Below are 24,159 nucleotides of genomic sequence, written 5' to 3'. Positions count from 1 at the left end.
TCTAAGGTTGTAATTAACCAGGCGTTAAGGTATTAAACGCATATCTTTAAGCTTTTATGATATCCGTGTGGATCTCATACATTTCTCTGCACTCATATTTTACTATGCGCTATCAACTCATTAGTGACGATCGGTCGTTGGCCGAAGTATGCTCCCAGGCGGCTCGCCAGCGCAATATTGCACTGGACACTGAGTTCGTCAGAACACGAACGCTGACTCCACAACTGGGGTTAATTCAATTATACGATGGCGACCAGCTGGTGCTAATTGATCCACTTCCTATCAATGACTTTACGCCACTGATTGAATTACTAAAAAATCCAGACATCACCAAGGTGCTGCATTCCTGCTCAGAAGATATTGAAGCTTTTCTGACATTTTTCGGTATTGCCCCTGCACCCATATTTGATACGCAATTTGCTGCTAATATTTTAGGTATTGGCGCGACAGTGGGTTACGCCAGGCTCATTGATGAGTTGCTGGGAATTCAGTTAGACAAGGGCGAGGCACGCACAGATTGGCTTGCGCGACCTCTCAGCGACAATCAACTGCACTACGCAGCAAACGATGTGCTGTATTTATTGCCGGCGTATGAAAAACTGGCCACGCAGATCGATGAACGCAATAAGCGTCATTGGGTAGTAGATGAAATCGCCCATTTGGTGACCAAAAAAGCTGCTCAAATCCCAGCGCAGTGGGCTTATTTGCAGGTCAAAAATAACTGGAAGCTGAATCAAAAGCAGCTCTATGTGTTAAAAAAACTGGCGGCCTGGCGTTTGGAGCGGGCACGCCAAAGAGACATGGCGCTAAACTTTGTTTTAAAAGAAACTGCTCTGGTTGAATTAGCACAAATTCAGCCCACTGATAAAGCACAACTCTCTAAAATTTACGGTGTTTCACCTCAGATTGTTCGCAAACAGGGAGAAGTATTATTGACCCTGATCCGAGAAGCGGTGGAGGGATTTGAACAGCTGGATGAAAGTCAAAAACCTGAACGTATTCTGCGATTAATTGATGTTCATGCTTATAAAAAATATGCGTCGGAACTAAAAAATATTGCACAAAAAATAGCGGATGATATGGATGTCGCTATAGAAGTGATTGCATCCAAAAAACAACTTAATCAGTTGTTAAAGTGGTGGTGGTTTGATGATGATGAAACCTCAGCGCAGCGACTGCCCCCAGATTTGCTCAGTGGTTGGAGAGGCAGACTTTTTTCCTCCAAAATAATTGAATTGTTAGGTGAGATTCCTGACAATAAGCGCCACCTGCTGGATGAATCAGTATTGGTTTAGTTTCTTCAACAATCCCTTTCGTGAGCAAATGTTATGTTATGTGCCGTATACAAAACTCGTCGTAAAGAGGGTATGTATCTCTACCTTCCCAAGAAAGACCACTTCACCGATGTACCTGAAGCGTTACTGGCGACGTTCGGCAAGCCGCAGTTTGTTACGCTGGTAGCGATGGAAAAGCATAGTAAAATGGCGGGTGTAGAAACTGAAACACTCCAGCAAGCGCTCAGGGAAGATGGTTATTATCTGCAAATGCCACCCAAATCTGAAGATTGGCTGGGTGAACATCGTGAAAGTCTTGGACTTTCAAAAAAAGCCGAAGATTAAAAAGGTAAAAACAAAAAGTAAATGTCGAACATGCCTACCATCCTCGTTAAATCTTGTTTGCTTCTTTGCTGTGTGCTGACGTTCCACAGCGTTGCTGAGACCAAATCTGAACAGGGCTTTATCAAGTACGTACAGAAATTAGCTGATGAGGCCATTGCTCAGGGGTTTGACCCGCAATTAGTGACTGATGCGACAGCCAGTACCCAGTATCGTCCCACGGTGATTAAAGCTGATAAAAATCAGCCCGAACGCACAATTACGCTTGATAGTTATCTGGCAACACGGGTGCCGGACTGGAAAGTTAAGCAGGCTGTTGCATTGTTGGAAAGTCACCGCGGCTTGCTTGATGAAATAGGTTCCAGGTATGGTGTTCAGCCACGCTTTATTGTGGCCTTGTGGGGCAATGAATCGAACTTTGGTAAGATTCAGGGAAATCATGATGTGCTGTCAGCATTAGCGTCTCTCGCTTACGAAGGCCGCCGTGAAGCATTGTTTAAAAAGCAATTTTTTGCCGCATTGACCATTCTCGAACAAGGACATACCACCCTGGATACATTTAAAGGATCCTGGGCCGGGGCGATGGGACAAAGTCAGTTTATGCCCACCTCGTTTCTTACTTACGCGGTAGATTACGATGGCGATGGCCGTAAAGATATCTGGAATAATTATGCTGATGTGTTTGCTTCCATTGCTCACTATCTTGCCTCTGAAGGGTGGGTAGAGGACTATACTTGGGGCCGTCAGGTAAAGCTTACCGATAAATCCGCAACCCAATTTACAGGGTTGGATAAAGACAATTTCGTACCATTGTCAATCTGGCAGCAGCGCGGTGTACGCCGCTTTGATATGCAAGACCTGCCGGATGTGCCCGTTAAGGCGTCACTGATCATGCCTGACGGAGAGGAAGGGCGCGTATATCTGGTCTACACTAATTTTCATACGCTGATGCGCTGGAATCGCTCTGCATACTTTGGTGTGTCGGTGGGTTATTTATCTGATCGCATTAAGCGGGGTTACTGACGATGTATCAACATGTTGATACCACTGGCAGGGTTATTGACCTTCCGGTCAGCAAAGTAGTGTGTGTAGGTAAAAATTATCAAGATCACATCAATGAAATGGAAAAGCATTTCAAATCGGCTGCGGCCGACGATCCACTGTTGTTTATGAAGCCTCTCAATTCACTCTGTTCTCTGGCACTGCCCGTAAAAATTCCTACGGATAAAGGAGAATGTCATAACGAGATTGAAGTGGCAGTGTTGTTACAACACCGATTATGCAACTGCGACGATGCTAAAGAAGCTGGGCAGGCAATTTGGGGCCTTGGACTGGCATTGGATCTCACGCTTCGGGATGTTCAGTTAAAGCTTAAGCAAGCCGGTCACCCCTGGGAGCGCGCAAAAGCATTTGATGGCAGTTGTCCGGTTTCAGCGTTTGTGCCCAAATCTCAATTTCCATACCTGGATGATATTGCTTTTAGTCTCAATGTTAACCAAGTAATTCGGCAACAAGGCAACACCAATTCAATGTTAATAGGCATTGTTGAACTGATCATGCAGATGTCGCAAACCTTTACCCTGGATGCAGGTGATATCATCTTGACTGGCACCCCCAGTGGTGTAGGGGCGTTGAATGAAGGCGATGTGTTGCAGATGAAGTTAGCTTCACACTTAGACGTACAAACAAAAGTGATATCCTGATGACGAAACCATACTGGGAAACCAAAACGTTAGAGGAAATGTCTGAGCAGGAGTGGGAGGCGCTGTGTGACGGCTGCGGTAAATGCTGTTTGCACAAGTTTATCGACGATGATGCGGTAGAAGAAGCTACCCCAACTGATGAAATTAAACCAGAAGAAAAAGTACATTACACCAATATTGTGTGCGATCTGTTGAATACTAAAACCTGCAGTTGTACGCAATATATGGAGCGAACCCGCCTGGTGCCTGACTGCGTTAAACTTACCAAAGACAACCTAAAAGATATTTTTTTCATGCCCACTAGTTGCAGCTATCGCAGACTTTATGAGGGCAGGGGGCTTCCTTCGTGGCATCCGTTGCTCAATGCTGGCAGAAAGTCGGTCATGCACAAAAAAGGCATGTCAGTGCGAGGAAAAACTGTTTTTGAACATCAGGTGGATATGGAGCATTTTGAAGATTATATTGCGCTGTGGCCAGTGGAAGATTTGGATTAATAGGGGCAACAAGGCGTTAACGCTAGTATTTGGCTATGCCTGGCAGAATGATAGAAAATTTAACGTGTTAAACTAAAAAGCAATGCATCGCGACCCATTACGCGTTTGCGGCATAACCCTTCTTTTTCAGCATTGAGTTTGTGTGCGACGCGCAAGCTTGCCTTATTGGCAGGTTCAATTAACAGCTCCAGTCTCACCAATTTCATTTGTTCGAAAGCAAGTTTAATCAGACGCTGGCTTAACGCAACGGCCAGGCCTTTGCCTGTCATCTCCGGCCTTATCCAAAATCCCAGATTTGCATTTAAATGCAACGGATGGATGTAATTGATTACTCCCATCCCTAAACACTGGGATTCGGTTATCAACAAATAAGCAATACCATAATTTTGTTGGCGACTTTGCTCCAACGATGTCACACATTGCTTAGCGGCAGGGATAGTAACCGGACATAAGCCAGTGCCAAGCCACGGTTTGACATGCTCAACCGAATATTGGCTCGCTTCACAAAGGGCATCCACATGTTTTGCAGCGATGCGCTCAATGCTTACAGGACCTTCAGCTGTCTGCAAGGAAGGCAGCCTGCTTGGCAATATTGAAAGATCTATCAAAATCGACGGCTACCAGCCAGCCTGATAATTAAAAACGTAATACAAACAACGAAGTAGATTGCGAAAATGATCACCATCCATTCAGCCATGCCTTTGTCCAAATAGCGCCAGCCATCTTCAAGACAGTCGCCTTTAGCCTCAAACATCGCCGGTAACCATTCATGTAACGGCGCCCAATCCGGATAGTTGGGCACAATTTCACAATTGGCAAAGAAAGGGTTGGGCGCATGCAATATGTCCACATGCTCACGTGCAAGCAGCCAACCCCAGCCAGACGAGATCCCCCAGCCTGCGAAGCCAATCATCCGTGTGGGTAATGTATTGAACAGAGCCACCAGTAAACCTGACAGCATGATACCAACCATTGCGGTACGCTGGTAAATGCACATGATGCAAGGCTCAAGCCCCATACCATATTGAAAGTAGAGTGCAGCACCTATCAAACCCAGTGCACTTATAAAAAGTAACAACCAGGACGATGAATGACCTGCCCAGCGACTTAATCCATTTACCATTTGCTGCAACCTCAATAATTAGTGGCTTGAATCACCCGAAACAGTGTCTGCTGTATGATGTTCAATCCAATGCATCTCGTAAAGTATATCTGTCATGTCCAGAAGATTAAAATAGGTTGCTGCGAGACCAACGATAGTTAATACGACTGTGTAAGGTAAGGCCATATAAACCATTTTGCCGTATGAGAGGCGCAATAGAGGCGCAATGGCTGACGTCAGCAAAAATAGAAAGGCGGCCTGGCCGTTTGGCGTTGCCACACTTGGCAGATTTGTTCCGGTATTAATTGCTACTGCCAGCATGTCAAACTCATCTCGGGTTATAACCCCTTCTTTAAGCGCTGCCGCAACTTCGGTGATATAAACTGACCCAACAAAGACGTTATCACTTACCATCGATAAGGCGCCGTTAGCCAGATAGAACATAACTAATTGGGTCTTGCCTTCAAACGTCAGTACCCAGTTAATCACCGGGTAAAATAAACCCTGGTCGATGATTACGGCTACAATTCCGAAGAATACACATAACAATGCGGTGAAGGGCAGCGCTTCTTCAAACGCTTTACCCAGTGCATGTTCTTCAATAATGCCACTCATAGACGTTGCCAGCACAATAACTGAAAGGCCGATTAATCCTACAGAAGCCATATGCATGGCAAGGCCGACGATAAGCCACAACCCTATGATGGCCTGAACAACCAGCTTGGCAGTATCCCGTGGCGTTCGGGTCTCATCATTGTGCTTATCATAGTTGGCTAAAATAGCGCGCACGTTTGCTGGCATTTGTGCGCCGTATGAGAACCATTTCATTTTTTCCAGCAACATGGTGGTCAACACGCCAAAAATAAAAACCGGGATGGTGATAGGGCTCATGCGAAGGAAAAACTCAAGAAAATCCCAACCAGCTTTGTCTGCAATAATCAAATTCTGTGGCTCACCCACCATGGTCATGACACCACCTAATGCCGTGCCCACGGCGGAGTGCATTAGCAGGTTTCTTAAAAAAGCACGAAAGTCATCCAGGTCGGTGCGGCCTAATTCAGGAACCGTATCATCGGATGTATGGTCATGATCACCTTGAAACTCTTTCCCAGACGCCACCTTGTGGTAGATAGTGTAAAAACCTAAGCCTACACTGATGATGACAGCGATAACGGTTAAGGCGTCCAGAAACGCCGATAAAAATGCTGAGGCGGCAATAAAGGCAACCGATAGTACAAGTTTGTTTTGTACCCGAATAACCAGTTTGGTAAACAGAAACATCAGCAGATCTTTCATGAAGTAGATACCTGCCACCATAAATACCAGTAACAACACCACTTCCAGATTTAACTGAATTTCATGCAACATATGGTCAGGTGTTGTCATACCTATGAAGAGCGCTTCTATGAGCAACAGGCCGCCCGGTTGAAGCGGATAACACTTAAGCGCCATGGCAAGCGTAAAAATAAACTGCAAAACCAGCACCCACCCGGCCACGTATGGATTTAACACGAACAGAAATGGATTGATGACTAAGAACGCAAGAATGGTCTTTTTATACCAGTCAGGTGCGTGCCCAAGAAAGTTGCGATAGAGTGCAACTGGCATTGACATTTGCATAGTGAGTATTCCTAAACGTCGAGACGCTTGATTAGTCTGTATTGCCTTTTGGCATAGTAGAAAGCCGGAAAAGCATATTTGTAGTTATTTTACGCGATTTTTAAAGTAAACGTACGCGACGCCAAGATTAACTCAATTTTGTGATCGTAGGAAGTCAAACGCGTTCAAAAACCGAGGGTTAACGACAAGATTCTTCGCTGTTTGGTTTACTGATTCAAGCAATGTTAAATTAAACTGTAATATTAGGTTGTGACAAAAAAAAATCATCTGGTACAATCAGTTTGACAAAAACAATAAGGTGTAAATGAGAACGATATGATTTACAAAGCTCAAAGCCCGGCAGGATTTGCTGAAGAATACATCGTTGAATCGATCTGGAGTGGCCGTTTTCCCCCCGGAACGATTCTTCCTGCTGAAAGAGAGCTCTCAGAATTAATCGGTGTAACCCGAACCACATTGCGAGAGGTATTACAGCGTCTGGCAAGAGATGGCTGGTTAACGATTCAGCATGGTAAACCAACAAAAGTTAATAACTTTTGGGAAACCTGCGGGCTGAATATTCTCGAAACATTGGCGCGCTTAGATCAGGAAGGTATTCCTGAGTTAGTGGATAATTTATTAGCCGCCCGCACTAATTTAAGCGCAGTATTTATACGGGGTGCGATTCGTAACAATCCTGAGAAGTCAGTAGAAATCATCTCGCGTTACAAAGATTGTGAGGAAGACGGTTTAGCGTTCGCTCAGTTGGATTATCAGATAAATCACGATTTAGCGCTAGCCTCTAATAATAACGTCTTTGTGTTGATGATGAACGGTTTCAGAGGCCTGTATTCTCGTATCGGAGGCTATTTCTTTTCTCACCAGAGTGCACGGGATGTCGCCCGTAAGTATTATTCGGAGTTGTTAGACATAGCGGAAAGAGGAGACCATGATGCGGTTCCCAACTTGGTGCGCAACTACGGTATTAAAAGTGGCAAAGTCTGGCAGGATGTCAGAGAGCAGATGCCTAAAGACCTGGTAGACTGATTTAAAAAAAAGTGCTGAAAGGCACTTTTTTCTTATGTGCTGATTAAAAAGTTTTCTGCTATACCTTGATGTGCCGAAAGTTAAACATCAGGACAAAATAATGCAAGGTAATCCGGTAGGTTGGTTTGAAATATATGTTGACGATATGGAAAGAGCCAAAACCTTTTATCAAAAAGTGTTTGAGGTAGAGTTAAAGCAAATCTCAGATCCCACTAATGAAGCCTTTACTATGCAGTCTTTCCCATCTGATATGAATAAGTATGGCGCCAGTGGGGCGTTGGTAAAAATGCCTGACTATCCAGCAGGAAACAATAGCATCATCGTTTATTTCTCATGTGAAGATTGTGCGGTTGAAGAAAGCAGGGTCAATGCTGCTGGTGGCACAGTGCAGCGTCAGAAGATGTCTATAGGAGAATATGGGTTTATTTCCTTATTCAAGGATACCGAAGGCAATATGATAGGCCTGCACTCGCTTCAATAAAAAATGTTTAAAAAATTGTTCTTTTAGTATGCGCTTTCTAATTGGGATGGTTATTCTTTGGTCAACTTGATTAATGAATGAGGAATCTCCCATGAATAAGACCGATACTATCAAAGGTAAATTTAACGAAGCTGAAGACTTTGCGCGTAAAATCTGGTTAGCAGGTTTAGGTGCATACGGTAAAAGTGTTGAACAGGCACAAGGTCGTTACGAAAAGCTTAGCGAAGAAGCAAGCAAAATGTTTGATGACTTAGTGCAAAAAGGTGAAACACTTGAAGACGACGCACGTAGTAAGTTTAAAGCAACTACCAACGACGTAGAGTCTCGCGTTAGCGAAGTAAGAAAAAAACTGGGTCTGGACGTTGAGCAATCTGATCAGAAAATTGAAGAATTATCTGCCAAGATTGACGCGTTGACAGAAGCGGTAGCGAAGCTTGCGGCTAACAAGTAATTCTGCAGCCCCGGCTTATGTCGGGGCTTTTTATATCTTTGTCAATTTCGCTTTGGAGCATGTATGAGAAATTCTGAACAACGTCCATCCCCCTTTCTTGGCTGGTTTGAGGCAGGCGCAGATTTACTGGCAGCGCAATTGTCAAAGGTAACCGCCAGCGTTAATCACAAAATTGATGAGTCGCATCAAATGTTCGATGAGCTTCAGCATAAAGGCGAGGACATCGAAGCACGCATGCGTGCGACGTTAAATCCTCAGTCAATGATTACAGCGCTGCAGGATGCCGTAACCCACAATCCGCTGGTAACTGCGATGACTCCCGGTCGCTCACAAAAGCGGCTGCGCGAGGCTCAGTTAGACGTGCTGTCTGCTAAAGTTGACGCGCTGGTAGAAAACGTTGCGCTGCTGGCAGCGAAGCAGGCAGCAGCAAAAGCGAAAGCAGCGGAAGAAGCTAAAGCCACGGCGGAAGCGAAGAAACTGAAAGCTGCTGAAGCCAAGACTGCACAGCAAGCCGAAAAAGAAACGACAACGTCTAAACAAACAGCAACTGAAAAAGCGAAACCGGGAGCAACAGCCAATAAAGAAACGGCGAAAACCAAGTCCAAAACAGTTGCCAACAGACGCAAAGCTGCCCCAGCCAGCCGTCGTCCTACCACTAAACCCACAACTAAAAAGTAAATTTATACATAGTGTCAGCGATAGGTATGCGCTGACACTTTCACTGTAAATAACCACTGAATTTATTTCAGTCAGGCAAAATTAAATAGTGTCATGGCTATGACAAAAAGGTTTGTAAACGCATTTAAACCTTCTACGCTTTGTGTACGACAAACTCCGATAACGAGCAAACCGATGCCGGAACGTACCTATGTCAAAACTTAAACAAATACTCACTACACTAGTGCCCGCGCTTTTACTTACGCTCAATTTCCCCGCCTACGCTACCTGGTCAATCATTGCGGTAGACAGAGATACCGGTGAAATTGGCATTGGTGGCGCGTCATGCACTTTCGACGTTTCGGGAGTTGCCTCGCTGGTACCCGGTAAAGGAGCGATCGTTGTTCAGGCTGCAAGCCACTATTTTGCGCGCATGGATGGGGTGAAGCATATGAGTGAAGATCAATCTGCAGCGTCGATTCTTAGTGCTATGAAAGCGAGTAAATATGAACCTGAAAAACAACAGTATGGCGTGATATTGCTGAAAAAAGGCACACAGCCTGTGGTGTATTCCGGCAGTGAGATCAAGGGCTGGAAAGGTGAAAAATTGGACCATGATGTGGCTGTACTAGGCAATATTCTGGTGAACGAGGATGTTATCGACAATGCCTTTTCTGCTTATCAGCAAAATAAAGCAGCGCCCTTTGCTCAAAGAATGATTCGTGCATTAAAAGCTGGAGCAGACGCCGGTGGAGACAGTCGTTGCGGAGCCCAAGCGGCGCGCTCCGCGTTTGTTATGCTCTATAATCAACAAACACAGGCCATCACCAAGCTTTCCGTATTTGGCACTGAAGCAAATGGAAGTCCGGCGGTGACCCTTCTCGAAAGAAAATTTGCCTTGCTGCATGGCGACTGATTGCCAACTATTTTTCTGGACTGATAAAATTAGCCTTTGTTCCAAATATTCTGATTTTTCTTATAAGAAAAAAAGTCATTAGGTTCCCAGAAAGGCGGCACCAACTGATTAACGTCTTCCGGGTCAAAGTCACTCGACAATTGGCTCATAATTTCTATCAATCTATCTTTACCAATTCGCATCAGTTTTTTCTGATTGGCGCTAAAAAACAGGTTCCTCGCACGATTTACGACTTCATCATTGCCAGAGGCAATGTAGGTCAAATTGCGTGTCGCAACACGGCACACAGGTTCCGCGGGATGAACCGGATTCAACCTGCTGACAATCGCACATTCATATTGATTCTTTTCAACGCCGCGCTCATTTGCAGGAATGAAGGTGATACCAAACCCTTGTGGGAAGTAACCGACGATTTTAATAAAAGATGCAGCTAATCGCTCGTTCAGCGCCCCTTTTTTCGCCAGTTGCTCAATCAGTAAATAGCCTTTAGGCAATTCTTTACGGGAATAATCCGGTTTGGTTGACAACACAATTGAAGCATAGATCTGAGGGATCTTAAGTAATTCACCTAAGCCCGATTTACTCACGAAGGCATCTTTAGCCACGGCAATCATGAATTGGTTTGCGGCTTTATGGAAGGCGACAAACTCTTCTCGTTCGACTTTATCATTGCCGATATATTTCGGAATACCCAGACCTCTTTTCAGGTAATCCATGGTGTGATGGTAGTTATATTTTAACAGTGCTTTGCGTTGTTCAGAATCAAGCACTCTGAATTCATTTAATTCGTTTTCTGGCCCGCGTAGCACAGTCAAAGCGTCAGGGCTCTGTAAGCCAATGTCCTGAAGAATTGAGGCACTGATAAGCGGCACCGCCAAGCCAGATTGCCATTTTTCTAAAACCTCTCGGTTACCATCGTATCGGCTTAACGCATTCTTATACTCCACCAGGTAGGGGTTTTTGACGGTTTGTTCCTGAAACATTCTGTCGATCAGGCGTAATGTCAGTACAGCTTTATAAAGGGGTTTGAGACGTGAATGCAAGCGTTGGAAGCCAGGTACTTTACCGCGGGTTTGCAGCATAAGGGTACCAAGAAATTTAGCACTTAATAATTGAGTTTCTTCATAACTGTCGCCTTCACACAACTCTAATAGCTTATGAGCGACGTCATGAATGCGATTGACTCGAGCTATTCTTTCCTCTTCCAGTGTTACCTGCGCTTTTCTCAGCTTTTGCTTTAACTGGCTGGCCTTGTCTGTTTCTGTCTGCGTCTGGCGAATACTACCTATTTGCATCTTTAAGTCGTGGGCGTGATCCTCCAACGACGGGGTAATCGAAAAAAAGTGGCGGGCATCTTCATAAACGGAACCCAGACCCGCTTCTTGCGGATAGACCAGGTCAACCAGGTTTTTAACCTGTTGGGTATAAATGTTATCCGGACTGTCTACTTTTTTGTTCACCGCGATTTATTTCCTCAACGCATAACAATGACGCGCTAACTCTACTTTATTTATAAGGCAATGTGCATTAGTTCATGTTTATTCAGTAAAATAACCAGTCAGCTTAGTTTGTCAATGCCCCAGTAATTCGGCTTCACGTTGCTTCAATAACTTCAAATAGTACCTCAGCGTTTCACTGATTTTCGTGTTTCGCGCAATGACATCAAGTTGTGGCCAGGTAGCACGCTCACCGCTTTCAATTAACTGTCTGATCCCTTTCAAGCTCGGATTAGCCAGCACCTGAGCCACGTTTCTAAGTTGTTTTTCAGGCAAGATATTAATATTACCCACATACTGCTGATCGATGATTGAACGCACCTTATGGATCGCCAACTTCGCTCCTTTATGCGACACAAACCGTTCCATTACATCGAAGGCAAAAACGCTGTTGTCCTTAGCTAATTGTCCCACATGTCGCCAGGTCATATCGAACAGTGATGAGGCATGGGTACGGTTTGATGACAAAAAGGGTACGGCCAGTGGGTTAGTCTGGCTCACAATGCTGTGATTCACCCCATATAAGCGTGACAAACGCTCAAACGGTAAATCAGCCATTAACGAACCATCAGCAAAACGCCTGTTGGGAATGTAAGGAACGATCTCCCCTTTGGTCGTCTTAGCGCGTAACTGTACCGGACTAAACAGCACCGGCACCGCGCACGACGCCCTGATAGCCTGAGTGATAATCGCATTCGGTGACGTTTTAGCGTTCAATAAACGTGAATGCTGATGCAAATCCGACGGCGAAACCGAAACCGTAATATGGCGGCCCGTTTTCTTTAAGGCTTCCTCAAAGGTCATCACATCAAACAAGGTGATCAGTGCGTTCTCCAACGCACGGCTGTCCAGCAGACTTTTCTGGCCAAAACCGGCCCAGTGCCGCCATTGTTGAAAATGTTCGTGGATGTACTCTGCACTAAGGGCTTCCAGCAACTCATCATGACTACGGGTCCCGATCATACCAGCGATGATGGAACCGGCGCTGGCGCCAGAAATTACCGTGGGTAACAGGTTGCGTTCATTCAGTGATTTGACCACCCCTGCGTGAAAAAAGCCTAAACCTGCGCCACCTGAAAGCATCAGACAGCTGCGACCAAACGCGTGAGCAGTTTCTTCAAAAAACGACAATTTATAATAAAAGTCGATTTCATCCTCGTCAGCATCAAAAATGCTGTCCAGTGCCGTCACCACTTCGTGCAAAAACGTCTCAATCAGTGCTTTGGTGCCGATTTTGCAGCGCCCATACAGTTCCGGGTTGGCAATGTTGCCGAGATTACCATGCAACCCTTCGTGTAAAATCGACATCAACGCAGCGGTATCACCCTTACTACGGGCCAATTGCATACGTTGAACACGTTTACGAATCAACCTGTAATCGTATTCACGACAGGGATCTTTAGCCTTCCATTCATTCGCACCCGAGAGTGCGTCGTGAGCCAGACAGGCCTCTTCGTATTCCTGATAAGATTGTGCGTTTTCAATCGCTGCTTCGATGCTGGCCAGGCGGCGGTCAAACAAAGCCATAAAGCCCTCCTGATACTAAGTGGGGAAGCCGGGCGATCGCTAAGTTTAAGTAAATCATTTAGAAACCACTATCTAATTTTTGTTTTTGTGCATAAAACGTCAGAATTCATATTGTTAATAACATTAAAGATTGATTATTAGTTACGCAGCCAGTAGCCTTCAGGATGAGGTATGACAATAAATCGTAAAAAGTGACCGCGCTATAAATGGACTGGAATGTTGAAACGCTGAGTTTGTTATCTATCCCGCTGATAAGCGCTATTGTTGGCTGGGGAACGAACTATCTGGCGGTAAAAATGATGTTTTACCCAATCGAGTTTGTGGGTATTAAACCTGTCTTTGGCTGGCAGGGCTTAATTCCGGCGAAACGCCGTCAGATGGCTGAAATTGAGGTAGAGCTTGTCCTCGGTAAACTGCTCAGCGTTGAAGAACTGGCCGAACGTATTGAACCTGCGGCACTCACACAGGCCATCGAGCGGCGGCTGCATCAGGTAGTCAGGCGTGTTATCAACGATGTCATGCAAGAATCTGCGCCACAACTTTGGGCATCGTTACCGGTTCAGGGTAAAAATTTAGTTTACAAACGCATCGAAAATGACTTGCCCCATGTGGTGCGCAAGATGGTTGAAGATTTTCAGCACAACGTCAGCGAAATACTCGACATTAAAGAACTGGTTGTGGAACAACTGGTAAACAACCCAGAACTTATCAACGAAATATTTTTAACCGCTGGAGCGCGTGAATTTCCGTTTATCATTAAGTCCGGCTTTTATTTTGGCTTCCTGTTTGGCTTGCCCACTATGTTCTTATGGCATTTTTATCAGGCCTGGTGGATATTACCGTTGGGCGGATTGTTAGTCGGATACCTGACTAACTGGATTGCCATTAAGATCATCTTTGAACCGAAAAATCCAATCAAGCTGGGGCCGTTCACGATACAAGGCATGTTTTTGAAGCGTCAGCGCGAAGTGTCTATCGTCTACTCTGACATTATTGAGCGCAAACTCATTACACCGCAAAACATCACCCACGTTATTTTACACGGCTCGGGTTCAGCGCAATTGCTGGAACTTATTGAACTACACGTAAACGATGCCATTGAACGCTATGTCGCGGTGGCGCAACCTTACTTCGCTTTAGGGGTAGGCTCGGATAATTTTTATAAAATGAAGGCGCTGGCAGTCCGCTTAATTTTCGATAACTCTGAAAAATACCTGCACTACGCGTTCGATTACGCCAATGGCGCGTTACGCGTTGGCGACGATTTGTGTCAACGCATGCAAGCACTGTCATCGTCAGAGTTTGAAGGGGTGTTGCGTCCAGCCTATCAGCAGGATGAATGGAAGCTAATTGTAGTAGGAGCTATCCTTGGAATGATGGCAGGGTTTGCTCAGCTTTATCTGGTGTTTATGTAAATGAAAACGGCTGAGCGCATTCTCTTAACTGCCCTGGAGCTTTTCAATGAGCAAGGTGAAAATGCCATTACCAGTGTGGATATTGCTATGGAGCTGGACATTAGTCCCGGTAACCTCTATTACCACTACAAGGGTAAAGAAGTCATAATTGAAGCGTTGATGGGGTTCCATAAAAAGCAACTTTTGAATTCGCTCAATCGCTCGCTGGTGGAAAATATCCACGCAGAAGACCTTTTTTACTATTTTTATATTCTCCTGGAGAAACTGGACTTATTCCGCTTCTTGTATCGCAGCCCGGTGGATATTGCGGAAAAATATCCGTCGATACAGTCAGCACAAAAGCAGTTGCTCAAAGCGCTGGACAGTCAACTTGAAGCGATTTTCATTAACTTGCAACGCACCAATGAGATAACGTTATCAAGCTATGAACGTCCCTTGATGGTGGAGACGTTGACCCTGTTAATGACGCAGGCTGGGCAAAGCAGCAAGCCGTTTTTAAAGCAAAGCACAGAAGCCCGGTTGTATCATGTGTTGTCGTTAATGATGGTAAATCTATTACCGCGCCTGAAACTGCCTGAATCGGCCATAACACACATACTCAACGCGATTCAGTCGCATAGCGTGAGTCATCTTAATTCCAACCTTCCAGACTTAAGTTAGGAGTCAGCCGGATGGGTAAGTCGCTTTCATTTTTGGATAAATCATTTTGGTTAACCGAATCTGATGCCAACCCTAAACATGTCGGTTGCCTGCAATTACTTCAAATGCCTGAGGAAGTAGAGGGAAAAAGTTATATCAGACAACTGTATGAAGACGTAAAAACCTTCTCCCGCGCCTGTCCGCCGTTTAACTGCAGGGTTAAAACCGTCATGGGTTATCCCATTGGCCTGCAGCCAGTAAAGTCATTGCAGATGGACTATCATGTTCAACTGCATCAGATAGATGCGCTGGACGATAAGCCGGCGCTGGATAACTTCATTGCGCGCATCCATGAATCGCGGCTGGATGCGGACAAACCGCTGTGGCAATACCACTTTATATACGATGGCAGAAGCAACCAGTTTGCCATTTATGCCCGGGTACACCATCTTTATGGCGACGGCACTACCCTGGTGCGCTGGTTTCAGGCTGGCTATCTGCCGGCCCCTCAGAACGAATCGTTTTTACCGGTGTGGGCAGTGAAACGCATGCGCAAGCGGCGACCCAGACCCAAATTATGGCGCCGAGTGTTGGAAAGCATCAAAAACTTCCTCCATGTATCGATGGACCTGACTATCATCTTTTTGCGCCTGTTCTTAAAAATTATTCGCATCAATAGCCATTACATGCCAGTGCCGTTTACCGGTACCAAAACCGTGCTAACCGGGCAGGTCAAGCCGGGCAGGGCGGTAGCCACCATGGATTTAGATTTTGAGCGGGTCAGAGCGGTCGCCAAACGCACCCGTTCATCGGCTAACGAAGTCTTGCTGTGCGCTTTTGATATTGGTGTACATCGCTTGTTGCAAGACAACGGGCATGTTTTTAAAAAAGCCTTGTACACCAATATGCCGATAAACCTGCGCAAACCGGGTGAAAAAACCTCAGGCAACAAAATTGCCATTGTACCGGTACAACTTGCTCACGGTGAACAGGACCCCTATTTACGCTTACGGCAAATTATCATTAATCACCGCATCGTTAAGTTTGCTGCACAAAACGCCCATCCTGGCTCATTCAGTGCCTACACCATCGTCGTTCAGTCTATAGCGCTGGTGTTTGAACTGCTGCGGATGTCATCGCTAATCAAGCCTATCGCTAATGTACTGGTGTCTAATATCCCCGGCCCACGCGATGAAAGGTATTTAAAAGACAGCAAGCTGCTTGCCTGTTACCCCATCTCCACCATGACACCGGGCGGTGGGGTCAATATCACGCTGATGACCTACGCGGGCAAAGCCAATGTCGGTATGGTGTGTTGCAATAAAAATATCAAATCACTACAACCGTTAGCGGACTATTTCGTTGAGGCTTTTGACATGCTCGAAGCCAGCGTTGACGATCCAACGCTCAGTATCGAAGATATCGGCGAACACAGTAACGATTCGCCGCTTTCTATTGTGAGTGATGAGTAGGGTGAGTTTTGGGATGCGGATATTAGCGAGATCTTTTTATTCCCGCCTTCGAACGAGAATGACAGCTACATCTACGAACAATCGTCATTGTGGCGAAGACCGCAACCTCCCCAACACCTTGAGCACCTAATCAAATAAAAGACGGAGATAGTGCACACTCAAATGAATAGCAATCTGACATCAAATGGCCCTTTCACGGAAGATGCCACTGTTCAATTCTTTTTTTCTCTCAAAATAACAGCTTCAAATCTGCAAATTGCTCAAAATTAGACTGGCTAAACTTAATAAAATACGGTTTTAGGGTAGTCAAGTTGCCTGAAGAGGTTGCGGCCTTCGCCGCAATAACTGTGCTCTTATTCGAGCCCACCATGAGTCGGAATATATCTACGACAGTTACTTGCACAAGTTAACCTTTCGCTTTTTAAGGGCAAAATGGAGAGCGAAACCCACCACCCACTAAAACAAAAAACGCAATTCTCCTTCTTCAACCGCCACCCGTTTGCCCCAGCGGCGAAACACATATTCCCGCCAGTGATCTTCTCGCATTACGTATTCAGTGGGGTAGTTCGCTAAGTTGTTGAGTAACGCAGTTTCAATTTGCGGGCGGTGGTAATCGAGTATGCGCTGTTTGCTGCCTTCCATGTACAATCCGAAATAGTTGCGGGCGAGATCGCTGGTGCCGCCAGTCACCATATTGAGTGCGCCAAATAGCGGCGTGCTGATCAGCCTTCCCATGGATTTGGGTAAAGCCAGCGGCAGTATTTTTTCCATGAGGTAATGGGCGTCCATAATCAATGCGTATTCATCATTAACCAGATTGATGCTGTCGATGCGTACTTGTTCCAGGCCAAGAACAAAGGTTTCTGGATTATAGACAGGTTGCGCGCTGACGGTGATCATCAGGTGAGCACGATAGAGTGTCGAGGCGACGGCCGTGATTTGAATGGCAGCAAGAAGCTGCAGGGTGACTCTTCCGGGCTGCGCATTCAGTTTGATTGTTCCTTCCTGCAGCTCAACGTTTGCATCCACTGCAGGCAGCGTCAGGGGTACAGAGATAGGGAAGTGTTGAGGCAGGAAGTCGTTAAGCTCATCTTCACTGAATTTGTCGTAGGGCAACTTGCCCAATTTGATCAGCAGAGCGGTGCCTAATACTTTACATTTGTCCTGCCAATTCAACGCTTTCATGTGATTCCGCAAAGGTTAATTTACTGCTGAAACTTTGGTTTAACACAAAATACCTGTTCGTTCATAATTTCGCTACCTCGCAGCAGGTAAAATTTGCTAAAGTGGTACGAGCAGTTAGATAGTGAGAAAGTGCATGCAAGATTCTGTTGAACAATTTGATTACATCATCGTTGGTGGTGGTTCGGCAGGCGCGGTACTTGCCGCAAGATTATCTGAAAACCCTGCGATGAAGGTTTGTCTGCTGGAGGCAGGCGGTAAAGATGCCAACCCACTCATTCATATTCCCTTTGGTTTATCGTTACTCAGTCGCTTTGAAGGTATCGGTTGGGGTTATCATACCGAACCGCAGTGCCACCTTAACGATCGCGAATTATTCTGGCCACGGGGTAAAACTTTAGGTGGCAGCAGTTCCATCAATGCCATGTGTTACATCCGTGGGCAGATGCAGGATTACGATCGTTGGGAGCAGGAAGGCGCAACCGGGTGGAACTTTGAATCAGTTTTACCCTATTTCAAACGCGCCGAAAATTATTTCGGCGGCAGTGACGAGTTTCATGGCGTGGGCGGACCGTTAAGTGTCGAGCAGCTTCGCCATACCAGCGTGCTATCTGATGCATTCGTTGACGCTGCCGAAGCCGTGTCATTACCAAAGTTGGACGATTTTAACCGTGATGAACGCGAAGGGCTGGGGTATTACCACGTCACCCAGAAAAATGGTCAGCGCTGCTCTACTGCCAAAGGTTATCTGCAAGAAGCCAAAAAGCGTATAAATCTGACCATTATGACTCATGTCATGGCAGACAAGATTATTATTAAGCACGGCCGGGCAGTGGGGGTGCAGATTCGCTCTAAAAGCGGTGTCCGCCGAATCTTGGCGAACCGTGAAGTGCTCATTTCCAGTGGGGCGATCAATTCACCCCACCTGTTGATGCTGTCAGGCGTAGGGCCCAAAAAAACGCTGATGGAACATGGTATCCATGTGGCAGTTGACCTGCCTGGCGTGGGCCAGAATCTTCAGGACCATCTGGATGCAATAGTGCAGTATCGCTGCAAAGCGCATGAGGGCTATGCAATCGCCACCTCTGCGTTGCCCCGTTACATCAAAGGCACCTTCCAATATTTATTTTCACGTAAAGGTCTGTTTTCCTCCAATATTGCCGAAGCAGGAGGATTTGCCAGTTCTTCGCTGGCAGAACAGGGGCCTGACATTCAATTTCATTTTCTACCAGCCATCTTAAATGATCATGGTCGCCGCTCGGTATATGGCTATGGCTTTGGTTTACACGTGTGTTGCTTGTATCCAAAAAGTAAGGGATTTATCGGCCTGCAAAGCAACCATCCGGCAGATCATCCTTTAATAGAGCCAAACTATCTGGCCGAAGAACATGACCGCAAGGTTATGATTGAAGCGGTTCGCCTGGCACGTAAAATTCTGCAGTCAGAGCCCTTTGCCAAATTCAAAGGCACAGAATGGCTGCCCGGCGAAAAAGCCCAAACCGATGAACAAATTCTGGCTTTCATACGCGAAAAAGCCGAAACCATTTACCACCCCATTGGTACCTGCAAAATGGGACGCGATGATGATCCCATGGCGGTGGTCACGCCTGAGCTGAAAGTGCGCGGCGTAGAAGGGTTGCGCGTGGTGGATGCTTCAGTGATGCCATCGTTAGTTGGCGGTAATACTAACGCGCCAACGGTAATGATTGCCGAAAGAGTGGTGGATATGATTAAGGCCGAACAGGCTGCCTTCGCTTAATCTGGTGCAGCAGCATGCTGCTGCATGAACAGTGCCGCTGCACAGTTACACATTTCTTCAATATGCGACGCATCCGCGTAGATACCATCAATAATCAGTCGGGCGATACCATGCAGCGTGGCCCAGGTCACCTGGGCTAGTCTCAGCGCTTGCTGGTCCTGAGGAAGTAACCCTTTTTCCTGCCATAGCCGGGTCATGCTGACCTGATACTGAAAACTCGGGTAGGCGATATCCCGTAGGTCATCCGAGGCTTTTCCTTCACCCCATAAGGTCTGTCCGAACATCAGCTCATAGATTTGTGGGTGCTGCGTGGCAAATTCGATGTAAGCGTGAATAAAATCTTTAAATCGCTGCTCGGCAGGTAGGTGTTCATCTTCAAATATATCGACAGCTATCTGATGCCACTGATCAAAACCTTTGGCCGCGATGGCGCTTAGCAGCGCATTTTTGTCTTTAAAATGATGGTACGGCGCAGTACGGCTTACGCCGACATCTTCGGCCAGCTTGCGTAACGACAACCCTGCAATACCAAATTTCTCCAGCCGTGCGCTGGCCGCGTCGATAAGTGTGCCGTGAAGGTCACCGTGGTGATATTGCGATGTTGTTGTCATACCGATAAACCTGAATTGAATCTTGACAGTGTCAATTTAACTGTTTATCTTGACGCTGTCTAGTTTGCTGTGGACGTTGTGTGTTTTTAATTACGCATAACCCACCGAAAGAGGAAACCGTATGAATTCAGCAATGCCACTTCACCCTCGTTACCCGCACCTTTTCCAGCCACTGGATCTAGGATTTACGCAACTGAAAAACAGGGTGTTGATGGGCTCAATGCATACAGGATTAGAAGAGATGCCCGGTGGCCACAAACGTATGGCCGCTTTCTATGCTGAGCGTGCGCGCGGTGGCGTTGGCCTGATTGTAACCGGCGGTATTGGCCCTAACGAAGAAGGCTCCACGCATCCTATGACCCGTCGTCTGGATAGTGATGAAGCCGTAGCGCATCATCAAGAGGTCACCGATGCAGTGCATGCCGAAGGCGGCAAGATCTGCATGCAAATACTGCATACGGGGCGCTACGCGTATTCTGAAAAGCTGGTGGCGCCTTCGGCGGTGCAGGCACCCATCAATAAGTTTAAACCTAAAGCGTTAAGCGATGAAGAAATCGCGCAACAAATTGATGATTTTGTTTTCGCCGCTAAACAAGCCCAACGGGCAGGCTATGACGGTGTCGAGATCATGGGCTCAGAAGGCTACTTTTTAAATCAGTTTATCGCCAAACGAACTAATCACCGTGATGACGAGTGGGGCGGAGAGTATGAAAACCGCATTCGGTTGCCCATCGAAGTCGTGCGTAGGGTACGGGAGGCCACGGGCGAGAATTTCATTATTATCTACCGCCTGTCTATGCTGGATCTGGTTGAAGGCGGTTCAAGTCATGATGAAGTGGTGCAATTGGGCAAACAAATAGAAAAGGCCGGCGCAACCCTGATCAACACCGGCATTGGCTGGCATGAGGCGCGTATTCCTACCATCGCGACCAAAGTACCGCGGGCGGCGTTTACCTGGGTCACCGCTAAATTCAGGCAGGCCCTGTCAATTCCTGTTATTACTTCAAACCGCATCAATACACCAGAAGTGGCTGAAGAAGTGCTGGCCCGTGGTGATGCTGACATGGTGTCAATGGCACGCCCGTTTCTGGCCGATGCCGATTTTGTGAACAAGGCCAAAGAGCAGCGTGCGGATGAAATCAATACCTGCATTGGCTGTAATCAGGCCTGTCTGGATCATGTGTTTAATGGCAAGTTAACCTCCTGCCTGGTGAATCCGCGCGCCTGTCATGAACTGGAACTGGTGATTGCACCTACCCAAAAAGTGAAAAAAATTGCCGTGGTGGGCGCGGGGCCGGCTGGCTTAGCCGCGGCGACGACTGCGGCACAACGAGGCCATCAGGTAACCTTGTTTGACGCCGACGACAAAATTGGCGGTCAGTTTAATATTGCCAAACAAATTCCCGGGAAAGAAGAGTTCTACGAAACCTTGCGTTACTTTGCCAAACAAGTTGAGTTAACCGGGGTTGAACTTAAACTGTCAACACGCATCGACGCCGCTGGGCTTAATCACGGTGAATTCGACGAAGTGATACTGGCCACCGGTATCGCTCCCCGGGTGCCTGAAATAAACGGCGTAGATCATCCCAAAGTGCTCACCTATATAGATGTGATTAAGCATAAAAAACCAGTGGGTAAAACGGTTGCTATCATCGGGGCCGGTGGTATCGGTTTTGACACCGCAGAGTTTTTGTCCCACGGTACCCGTAAGCCCAGTCAGGACATCGACGCGTTTATGAAAGAATGGGGCATTGATATGACCTGGCAAGCCAGAGCCGGTGTAGAAGGCATGCAGCCGCAACCCGAAGCCTCACCACGCGAAATTTATCTGCTGCAGCGTAAATCCACCAAAGTGGGGGCAGGGCTGGGTAAAACCACCGGTTGGGCACACCGGGTGGGCCTGCAAAAGAAAGGCGTAACCATGATCCCGGGAGTTAAATACCATAAAATCGATGAGAAGGGGCTGCACATCTGTGTAGATGGACAAAATCAGATATTACCGGTTGATAATGTCATCATCTGCGCCGGCCAGGAACCCTTGCGACAACTGGTTGAAGGGTTAGACAAACCTTACCATTTGATAGGTGGGGCGCACGAGGCGTTGGAGCTGGATGCCAAGCGGGCGATTGATCAGGGTACCCGTCTGGCTGCTGAGCTATAAAGTAAAACAGGCCGGTAACCAATACCGGCCTGTATCAGTTTGCTGATTTCAAAGCGGTTGGGTATTAGTTAAATATTCTGGCTGCGGCCTGAAAAACCGGCGATCTTTCAATTTCCGCTTTATCTAACGGATTGCCCCACCACAATCCTTCGTTATTCGCCAGCACCACTATGGTCAGGTTTCTTTCAGGAAATTTCAGATAAACAGCGGTAAAGCCTGCCTCTTCATCCCAGCCAGAGTGCCAGATGATCTTTTCATCGTTTACGTACTGAATGTAGCGGCCGTATGCATAGGGAATAGAGGTGCCACTTTCAGTCACATAGGGGTGTTCGGTCAACGCTCGGGTTTTATCCGATAAGATTCTTCCGGCATCTAACGCCGTATCAAAGCGGATGATGTCGCCCGCAGTCGAGCTGACACCGGCACCGCCAGACATATGACGTTGAGGCTCACGTCGCATCACGTATTGATTATCTTCAATGTCATAACCACGCGCTTTTCTGAAATAAACGTCCTGGCGGGCAGGATCCCACAAACCCGCCATTGAGTTATTCATCTCAGCAGGAATCAAAATAGCATGGGTGATAGCCTGCGCCAGCTCATTGTGCCGCCCCTTTGCAGCATCGATGGAATTACCGCGTTTCGCTTCCAGGTAACGGGATAAGCGCGAGTAAAAAATAGAATTATAAAAAAATGCCGTATCAACCTTGCCGTTGACCACGTGATTTAGCGCGTGTTTCAGTTTAAAAGTTTGATTGCATTGCAGGTTTTTGCCAAAAACAATACCGGAGCCCGCCAGCCACTGACAATAATCGTTGAACTCAGGCATGGCGCTGATGGGATCATCCAGACTGAGCTCACCGTTTTCTACCAGCGATAAAAAAGTGGTGCCCACGAAGAACTTACTGACTGAGGCAATCCAGAAGGGCGTGTCATTGGTGACTGCCACCTGTCCGGAAATATGCGACACCCCATGCGCCTTTTCATAAACGATTTCGTGTTTTTTGCTTACCGCCACCGATAAGCCAGGAATGTGATGTTGTTTTTTATAATCCAGTAGAAAAGCTTCAAACTGTGCTAGTTGCTTTGTGAGTTTTGTCTCTTTCTGTTCCAAGGCCTCCGAATCAAAACTTATAAACAATGAGGAGGTGCTCATAAGCAGCAATGGCAGTGCGGCCAACCCAGTTGAGCGGCGTCCTCTTCCTAGAAAAGGGACGGCTAACGGGTAGAAGTATTTCTGTGAACGCAATACGGAAATTACATTCGCCAGCATGACGCAAACTGCGAAGGGGATCACAGCGATAAAGAAAAAGAAGCCATAACCTTCAATGGTGATTAATGCGATGAGGGCTAGCAAATACATCAATGTCATGGAAATCTGGAAATTGATGACAGCGCGACCGTGATTGTCGTAAATCACATTGTCGTCTTTTTTATGGATCCATAAAAATAACGGTAGAAAAATATTCAGTAATGGCAGCACAAAACCAATAAACGGAGAGGCATGCATTAACAACAACCATTTTTTTTGCAGGTTTTCCTGGCCGGGATCTTCAAGCTGAAGCAGGTCATCAACTTCTACCTCCAGCGCTGCGGCAAGTAATTTAACGGTTCGTAATTGCGGCTGTACTTCTCCCTTTTCTACGCGCTGAATAGTGCGCACGGTGACATTCGTCAAATCGGCCAGTTGTTCCTGCGAGTAGCCTTTTAACTTTCTTTGATATACCAGTCTTTCTGCGAACGCTTCGTTTTTCATATTGTCTGCTTTTTGTAGTTAAGTGGAGCGCTAACCTTAACGTTTCAGAGGTGACAGGGTTACGACATCTCTCTG

General features: G+C 46.5%; 23 protein-coding genes. 15 read left to right on the top strand and 8 right to left on the bottom strand.

Annotation, left to right across the window (positions count from 1 at the left end; all coding sequences use genetic code 11):
* Positions 1–104 precede the first annotated feature (104 nt).
* Genes rnd through HCJ96_RS14945 form a run of 5 tightly spaced genes read left to right on the top strand, consistent with a single transcriptional unit; the run spans position 105 to position 3,813 of the window.
* Positions 105–1,295, top strand: coding sequence for a ribonuclease D (rnd, locus tag HCJ96_RS14965; protein WP_169211891.1), 1,191 nt, complete (start codon positions 105–107; stop codon positions 1,293–1,295).
* Between the two features lie 33 nt (positions 1,296–1,328).
* The gene (locus tag HCJ96_RS14960) at positions 1,329–1,619 is read left to right on the top strand and encodes a YcgL domain-containing protein (protein ID WP_169211890.1); all 291 of its coding nucleotides are present in this window, start codon (positions 1,329–1,331) and stop codon (positions 1,617–1,619) included.
* Positions 1,620–1,640: 21 nt separating this feature from the next.
* A complete protein-coding gene (locus HCJ96_RS14955) occupies positions 1,641–2,639 on the top strand; it encodes a lytic murein transglycosylase (RefSeq protein ID WP_169211889.1) in 999 nt (332 codons plus the stop codon).
* Positions 2,640–2,641: 2 nt separating this feature from the next.
* A complete protein-coding gene (locus HCJ96_RS14950; protein ID WP_169211888.1) occupies positions 2,642–3,319 on the top strand; it encodes a fumarylacetoacetate hydrolase family protein in 678 nt (225 codons plus the stop codon).
* On the top strand, positions 3,319–3,813 hold the full coding sequence (locus tag HCJ96_RS14945) for a YcgN family cysteine cluster protein (protein ID WP_169211887.1): 495 nt from the start codon (positions 3,319–3,321) through the stop codon (positions 3,811–3,813). Before HCJ96_RS14950 ends, HCJ96_RS14945 begins: the two co-directional genes overlap by 1 nt.
* A gap of 59 nt (positions 3,814–3,872) precedes the next feature.
* Here HCJ96_RS14945 and HCJ96_RS14940 read toward each other — a convergent pair whose 3' ends face one another.
* From HCJ96_RS14940 to nhaB, 3 genes are read right to left on the bottom strand one after another with little or no spacing between them, the layout of a single operon-like run.
* A complete protein-coding gene (locus tag HCJ96_RS14940) occupies positions 3,873–4,382 on the bottom strand; it encodes a GNAT family N-acetyltransferase (RefSeq protein WP_246261455.1) in 510 nt (169 codons plus the stop codon).
* 35 nt (positions 4,383–4,417) lie between these two features.
* Complete coding sequence (gene dsbB / locus HCJ96_RS14935; RefSeq protein WP_211162854.1) at positions 4,418–4,945, bottom strand: disulfide bond formation protein DsbB; 528 nt, start codon at positions 4,943–4,945, stop codon at positions 4,418–4,420.
* A 9-nt stretch (positions 4,946–4,954) separates the two neighbouring features.
* Positions 4,955–6,535: a sodium/proton antiporter NhaB gene (gene nhaB, locus HCJ96_RS14930; RefSeq protein ID WP_169211884.1), complete on the bottom strand. Its 1,581-nt coding sequence runs from the start codon at positions 6,533–6,535 to the stop codon at positions 4,955–4,957.
* A 315-nt stretch (positions 6,536–6,850) separates the two neighbouring features.
* Here nhaB and fadR point away from each other — a divergent pair, with 315 nt between their 5' ends.
* From fadR to HCJ96_RS14905, 5 genes are all read left to right on the top strand, one after another.
* The gene (gene fadR / locus HCJ96_RS14925) at positions 6,851–7,561 is read left to right on the top strand and encodes a fatty acid metabolism transcriptional regulator FadR (RefSeq protein ID WP_169211883.1); all 711 of its coding nucleotides are present in this window, start codon (positions 6,851–6,853) and stop codon (positions 7,559–7,561) included.
* Between the two features lie 100 nt (positions 7,562–7,661).
* A complete protein-coding gene (locus HCJ96_RS14920) occupies positions 7,662–8,042 on the top strand; it encodes a VOC family protein (protein WP_169211882.1) in 381 nt (126 codons plus the stop codon).
* A gap of 91 nt (positions 8,043–8,133) precedes the next feature.
* Positions 8,134–8,493 carry a phasin-related domain-containing protein gene (locus HCJ96_RS14915; protein WP_169211881.1) on the top strand — a complete coding sequence of 120 codons (360 nt, stop codon included), beginning with the start codon at positions 8,134–8,136 and terminating at the stop codon, positions 8,491–8,493.
* A 63-nt stretch (positions 8,494–8,556) separates the two neighbouring features.
* Positions 8,557–9,171 (top strand): hypothetical protein, encoded by a 615-nt coding sequence (locus tag HCJ96_RS14910; RefSeq protein WP_169211880.1) that lies wholly within the window; start codon positions 8,557–8,559, stop codon positions 9,169–9,171.
* A gap of 190 nt (positions 9,172–9,361) precedes the next feature.
* The gene (locus HCJ96_RS14905; RefSeq protein WP_169211879.1) at positions 9,362–10,066 is read left to right on the top strand and encodes a DUF1028 domain-containing protein; all 705 of its coding nucleotides are present in this window, start codon (positions 9,362–9,364) and stop codon (positions 10,064–10,066) included.
* A 29-nt stretch (positions 10,067–10,095) separates the two neighbouring features.
* Here the strand turns inward: HCJ96_RS14905 and HCJ96_RS14900 are convergent, their stop codons facing one another.
* Together HCJ96_RS14900 and HCJ96_RS14895 are read right to left on the bottom strand one after the other, a co-directional pair.
* On the bottom strand, positions 10,096–11,526 hold the full coding sequence (locus HCJ96_RS14900; RefSeq protein ID WP_169211878.1) for a hypothetical protein: 1,431 nt from the start codon (positions 11,524–11,526) through the stop codon (positions 10,096–10,098).
* Between the two features lie 111 nt (positions 11,527–11,637).
* Complete coding sequence (locus tag HCJ96_RS14895) at positions 11,638–13,089, bottom strand: DUF3336 domain-containing protein (RefSeq protein WP_169211877.1); 1,452 nt, start codon at positions 13,087–13,089, stop codon at positions 11,638–11,640.
* 206 nt (positions 13,090–13,295) lie between these two features.
* Between HCJ96_RS14895 and HCJ96_RS14890 the strand changes: the two genes are divergently transcribed.
* The 3 genes from HCJ96_RS14890 to HCJ96_RS14880 are packed head-to-tail and all read left to right on the top strand — an operon-like array spanning position 13,296 to position 16,615.
* The gene (locus HCJ96_RS14890; RefSeq protein WP_169211876.1) at positions 13,296–14,504 is read left to right on the top strand and encodes a DUF445 domain-containing protein; all 1,209 of its coding nucleotides are present in this window, start codon (positions 13,296–13,298) and stop codon (positions 14,502–14,504) included.
* Positions 14,505–15,164: a TetR/AcrR family transcriptional regulator gene (locus tag HCJ96_RS14885; RefSeq protein WP_169211875.1), complete on the top strand. Its 660-nt coding sequence runs from the start codon at positions 14,505–14,507 to the stop codon at positions 15,162–15,164.
* Between the two features lie 11 nt (positions 15,165–15,175).
* Positions 15,176–16,615, top strand: a complete 1,440-nt coding sequence (locus HCJ96_RS14880; RefSeq protein ID WP_169211874.1) for a wax ester/triacylglycerol synthase domain-containing protein — start codon at positions 15,176–15,178, stop codon at positions 16,613–16,615.
* Positions 16,616–17,071: 456 nt separating this feature from the next.
* Here the strand turns inward: HCJ96_RS14880 and HCJ96_RS14875 are convergent, their stop codons facing one another.
* Complete coding sequence (locus HCJ96_RS14875) at positions 17,072–17,800, bottom strand: DUF1439 domain-containing protein (RefSeq protein ID WP_169211873.1); 729 nt, start codon at positions 17,798–17,800, stop codon at positions 17,072–17,074.
* 133 nt (positions 17,801–17,933) lie between these two features.
* Between HCJ96_RS14875 and HCJ96_RS14870 the strand changes: the two genes are divergently transcribed.
* Positions 17,934–19,556, top strand: coding sequence for a GMC family oxidoreductase (locus HCJ96_RS14870; protein WP_169211872.1), 1,623 nt, complete (start codon positions 17,934–17,936; stop codon positions 19,554–19,556).
* On the opposite strand, the gene HCJ96_RS14865 is transcribed toward HCJ96_RS14870, so the two are convergent.
* Positions 19,553–20,167: a TetR/AcrR family transcriptional regulator gene (locus HCJ96_RS14865; RefSeq protein ID WP_169211871.1), complete on the bottom strand. Its 615-nt coding sequence runs from the start codon at positions 20,165–20,167 to the stop codon at positions 19,553–19,555. The genes HCJ96_RS14870 and HCJ96_RS14865 overlap by 4 nt on opposite strands.
* Before the next feature lie 121 nt (positions 20,168–20,288).
* Between HCJ96_RS14865 and HCJ96_RS14860 the strand changes: the two genes are divergently transcribed.
* Positions 20,289–22,328 (top strand): NADPH-dependent 2,4-dienoyl-CoA reductase, encoded by a 2,040-nt coding sequence (locus HCJ96_RS14860; protein WP_169211870.1) that lies wholly within the window; start codon positions 20,289–20,291, stop codon positions 22,326–22,328.
* Between the two features lie 64 nt (positions 22,329–22,392).
* Here HCJ96_RS14860 and HCJ96_RS14855 read toward each other — a convergent pair whose 3' ends face one another.
* Complete coding sequence (locus tag HCJ96_RS14855) at positions 22,393–24,084, bottom strand: serine hydrolase (protein WP_169211869.1); 1,692 nt, start codon at positions 24,082–24,084, stop codon at positions 22,393–22,395.
* Positions 24,085–24,159: the final 75 nt, after the last annotated feature.

The organism is Alteromonas ponticola (assembly GCF_012911815.1).
Taxonomy (GTDB): domain Bacteria; phylum Pseudomonadota; class Gammaproteobacteria; order Enterobacterales; family Alteromonadaceae; genus Alteromonas; species Alteromonas ponticola.
The sequence above is the reverse complement of the archived record's forward strand: the minus strand, read 5'-3'. Positions and strand labels throughout refer to the sequence as shown.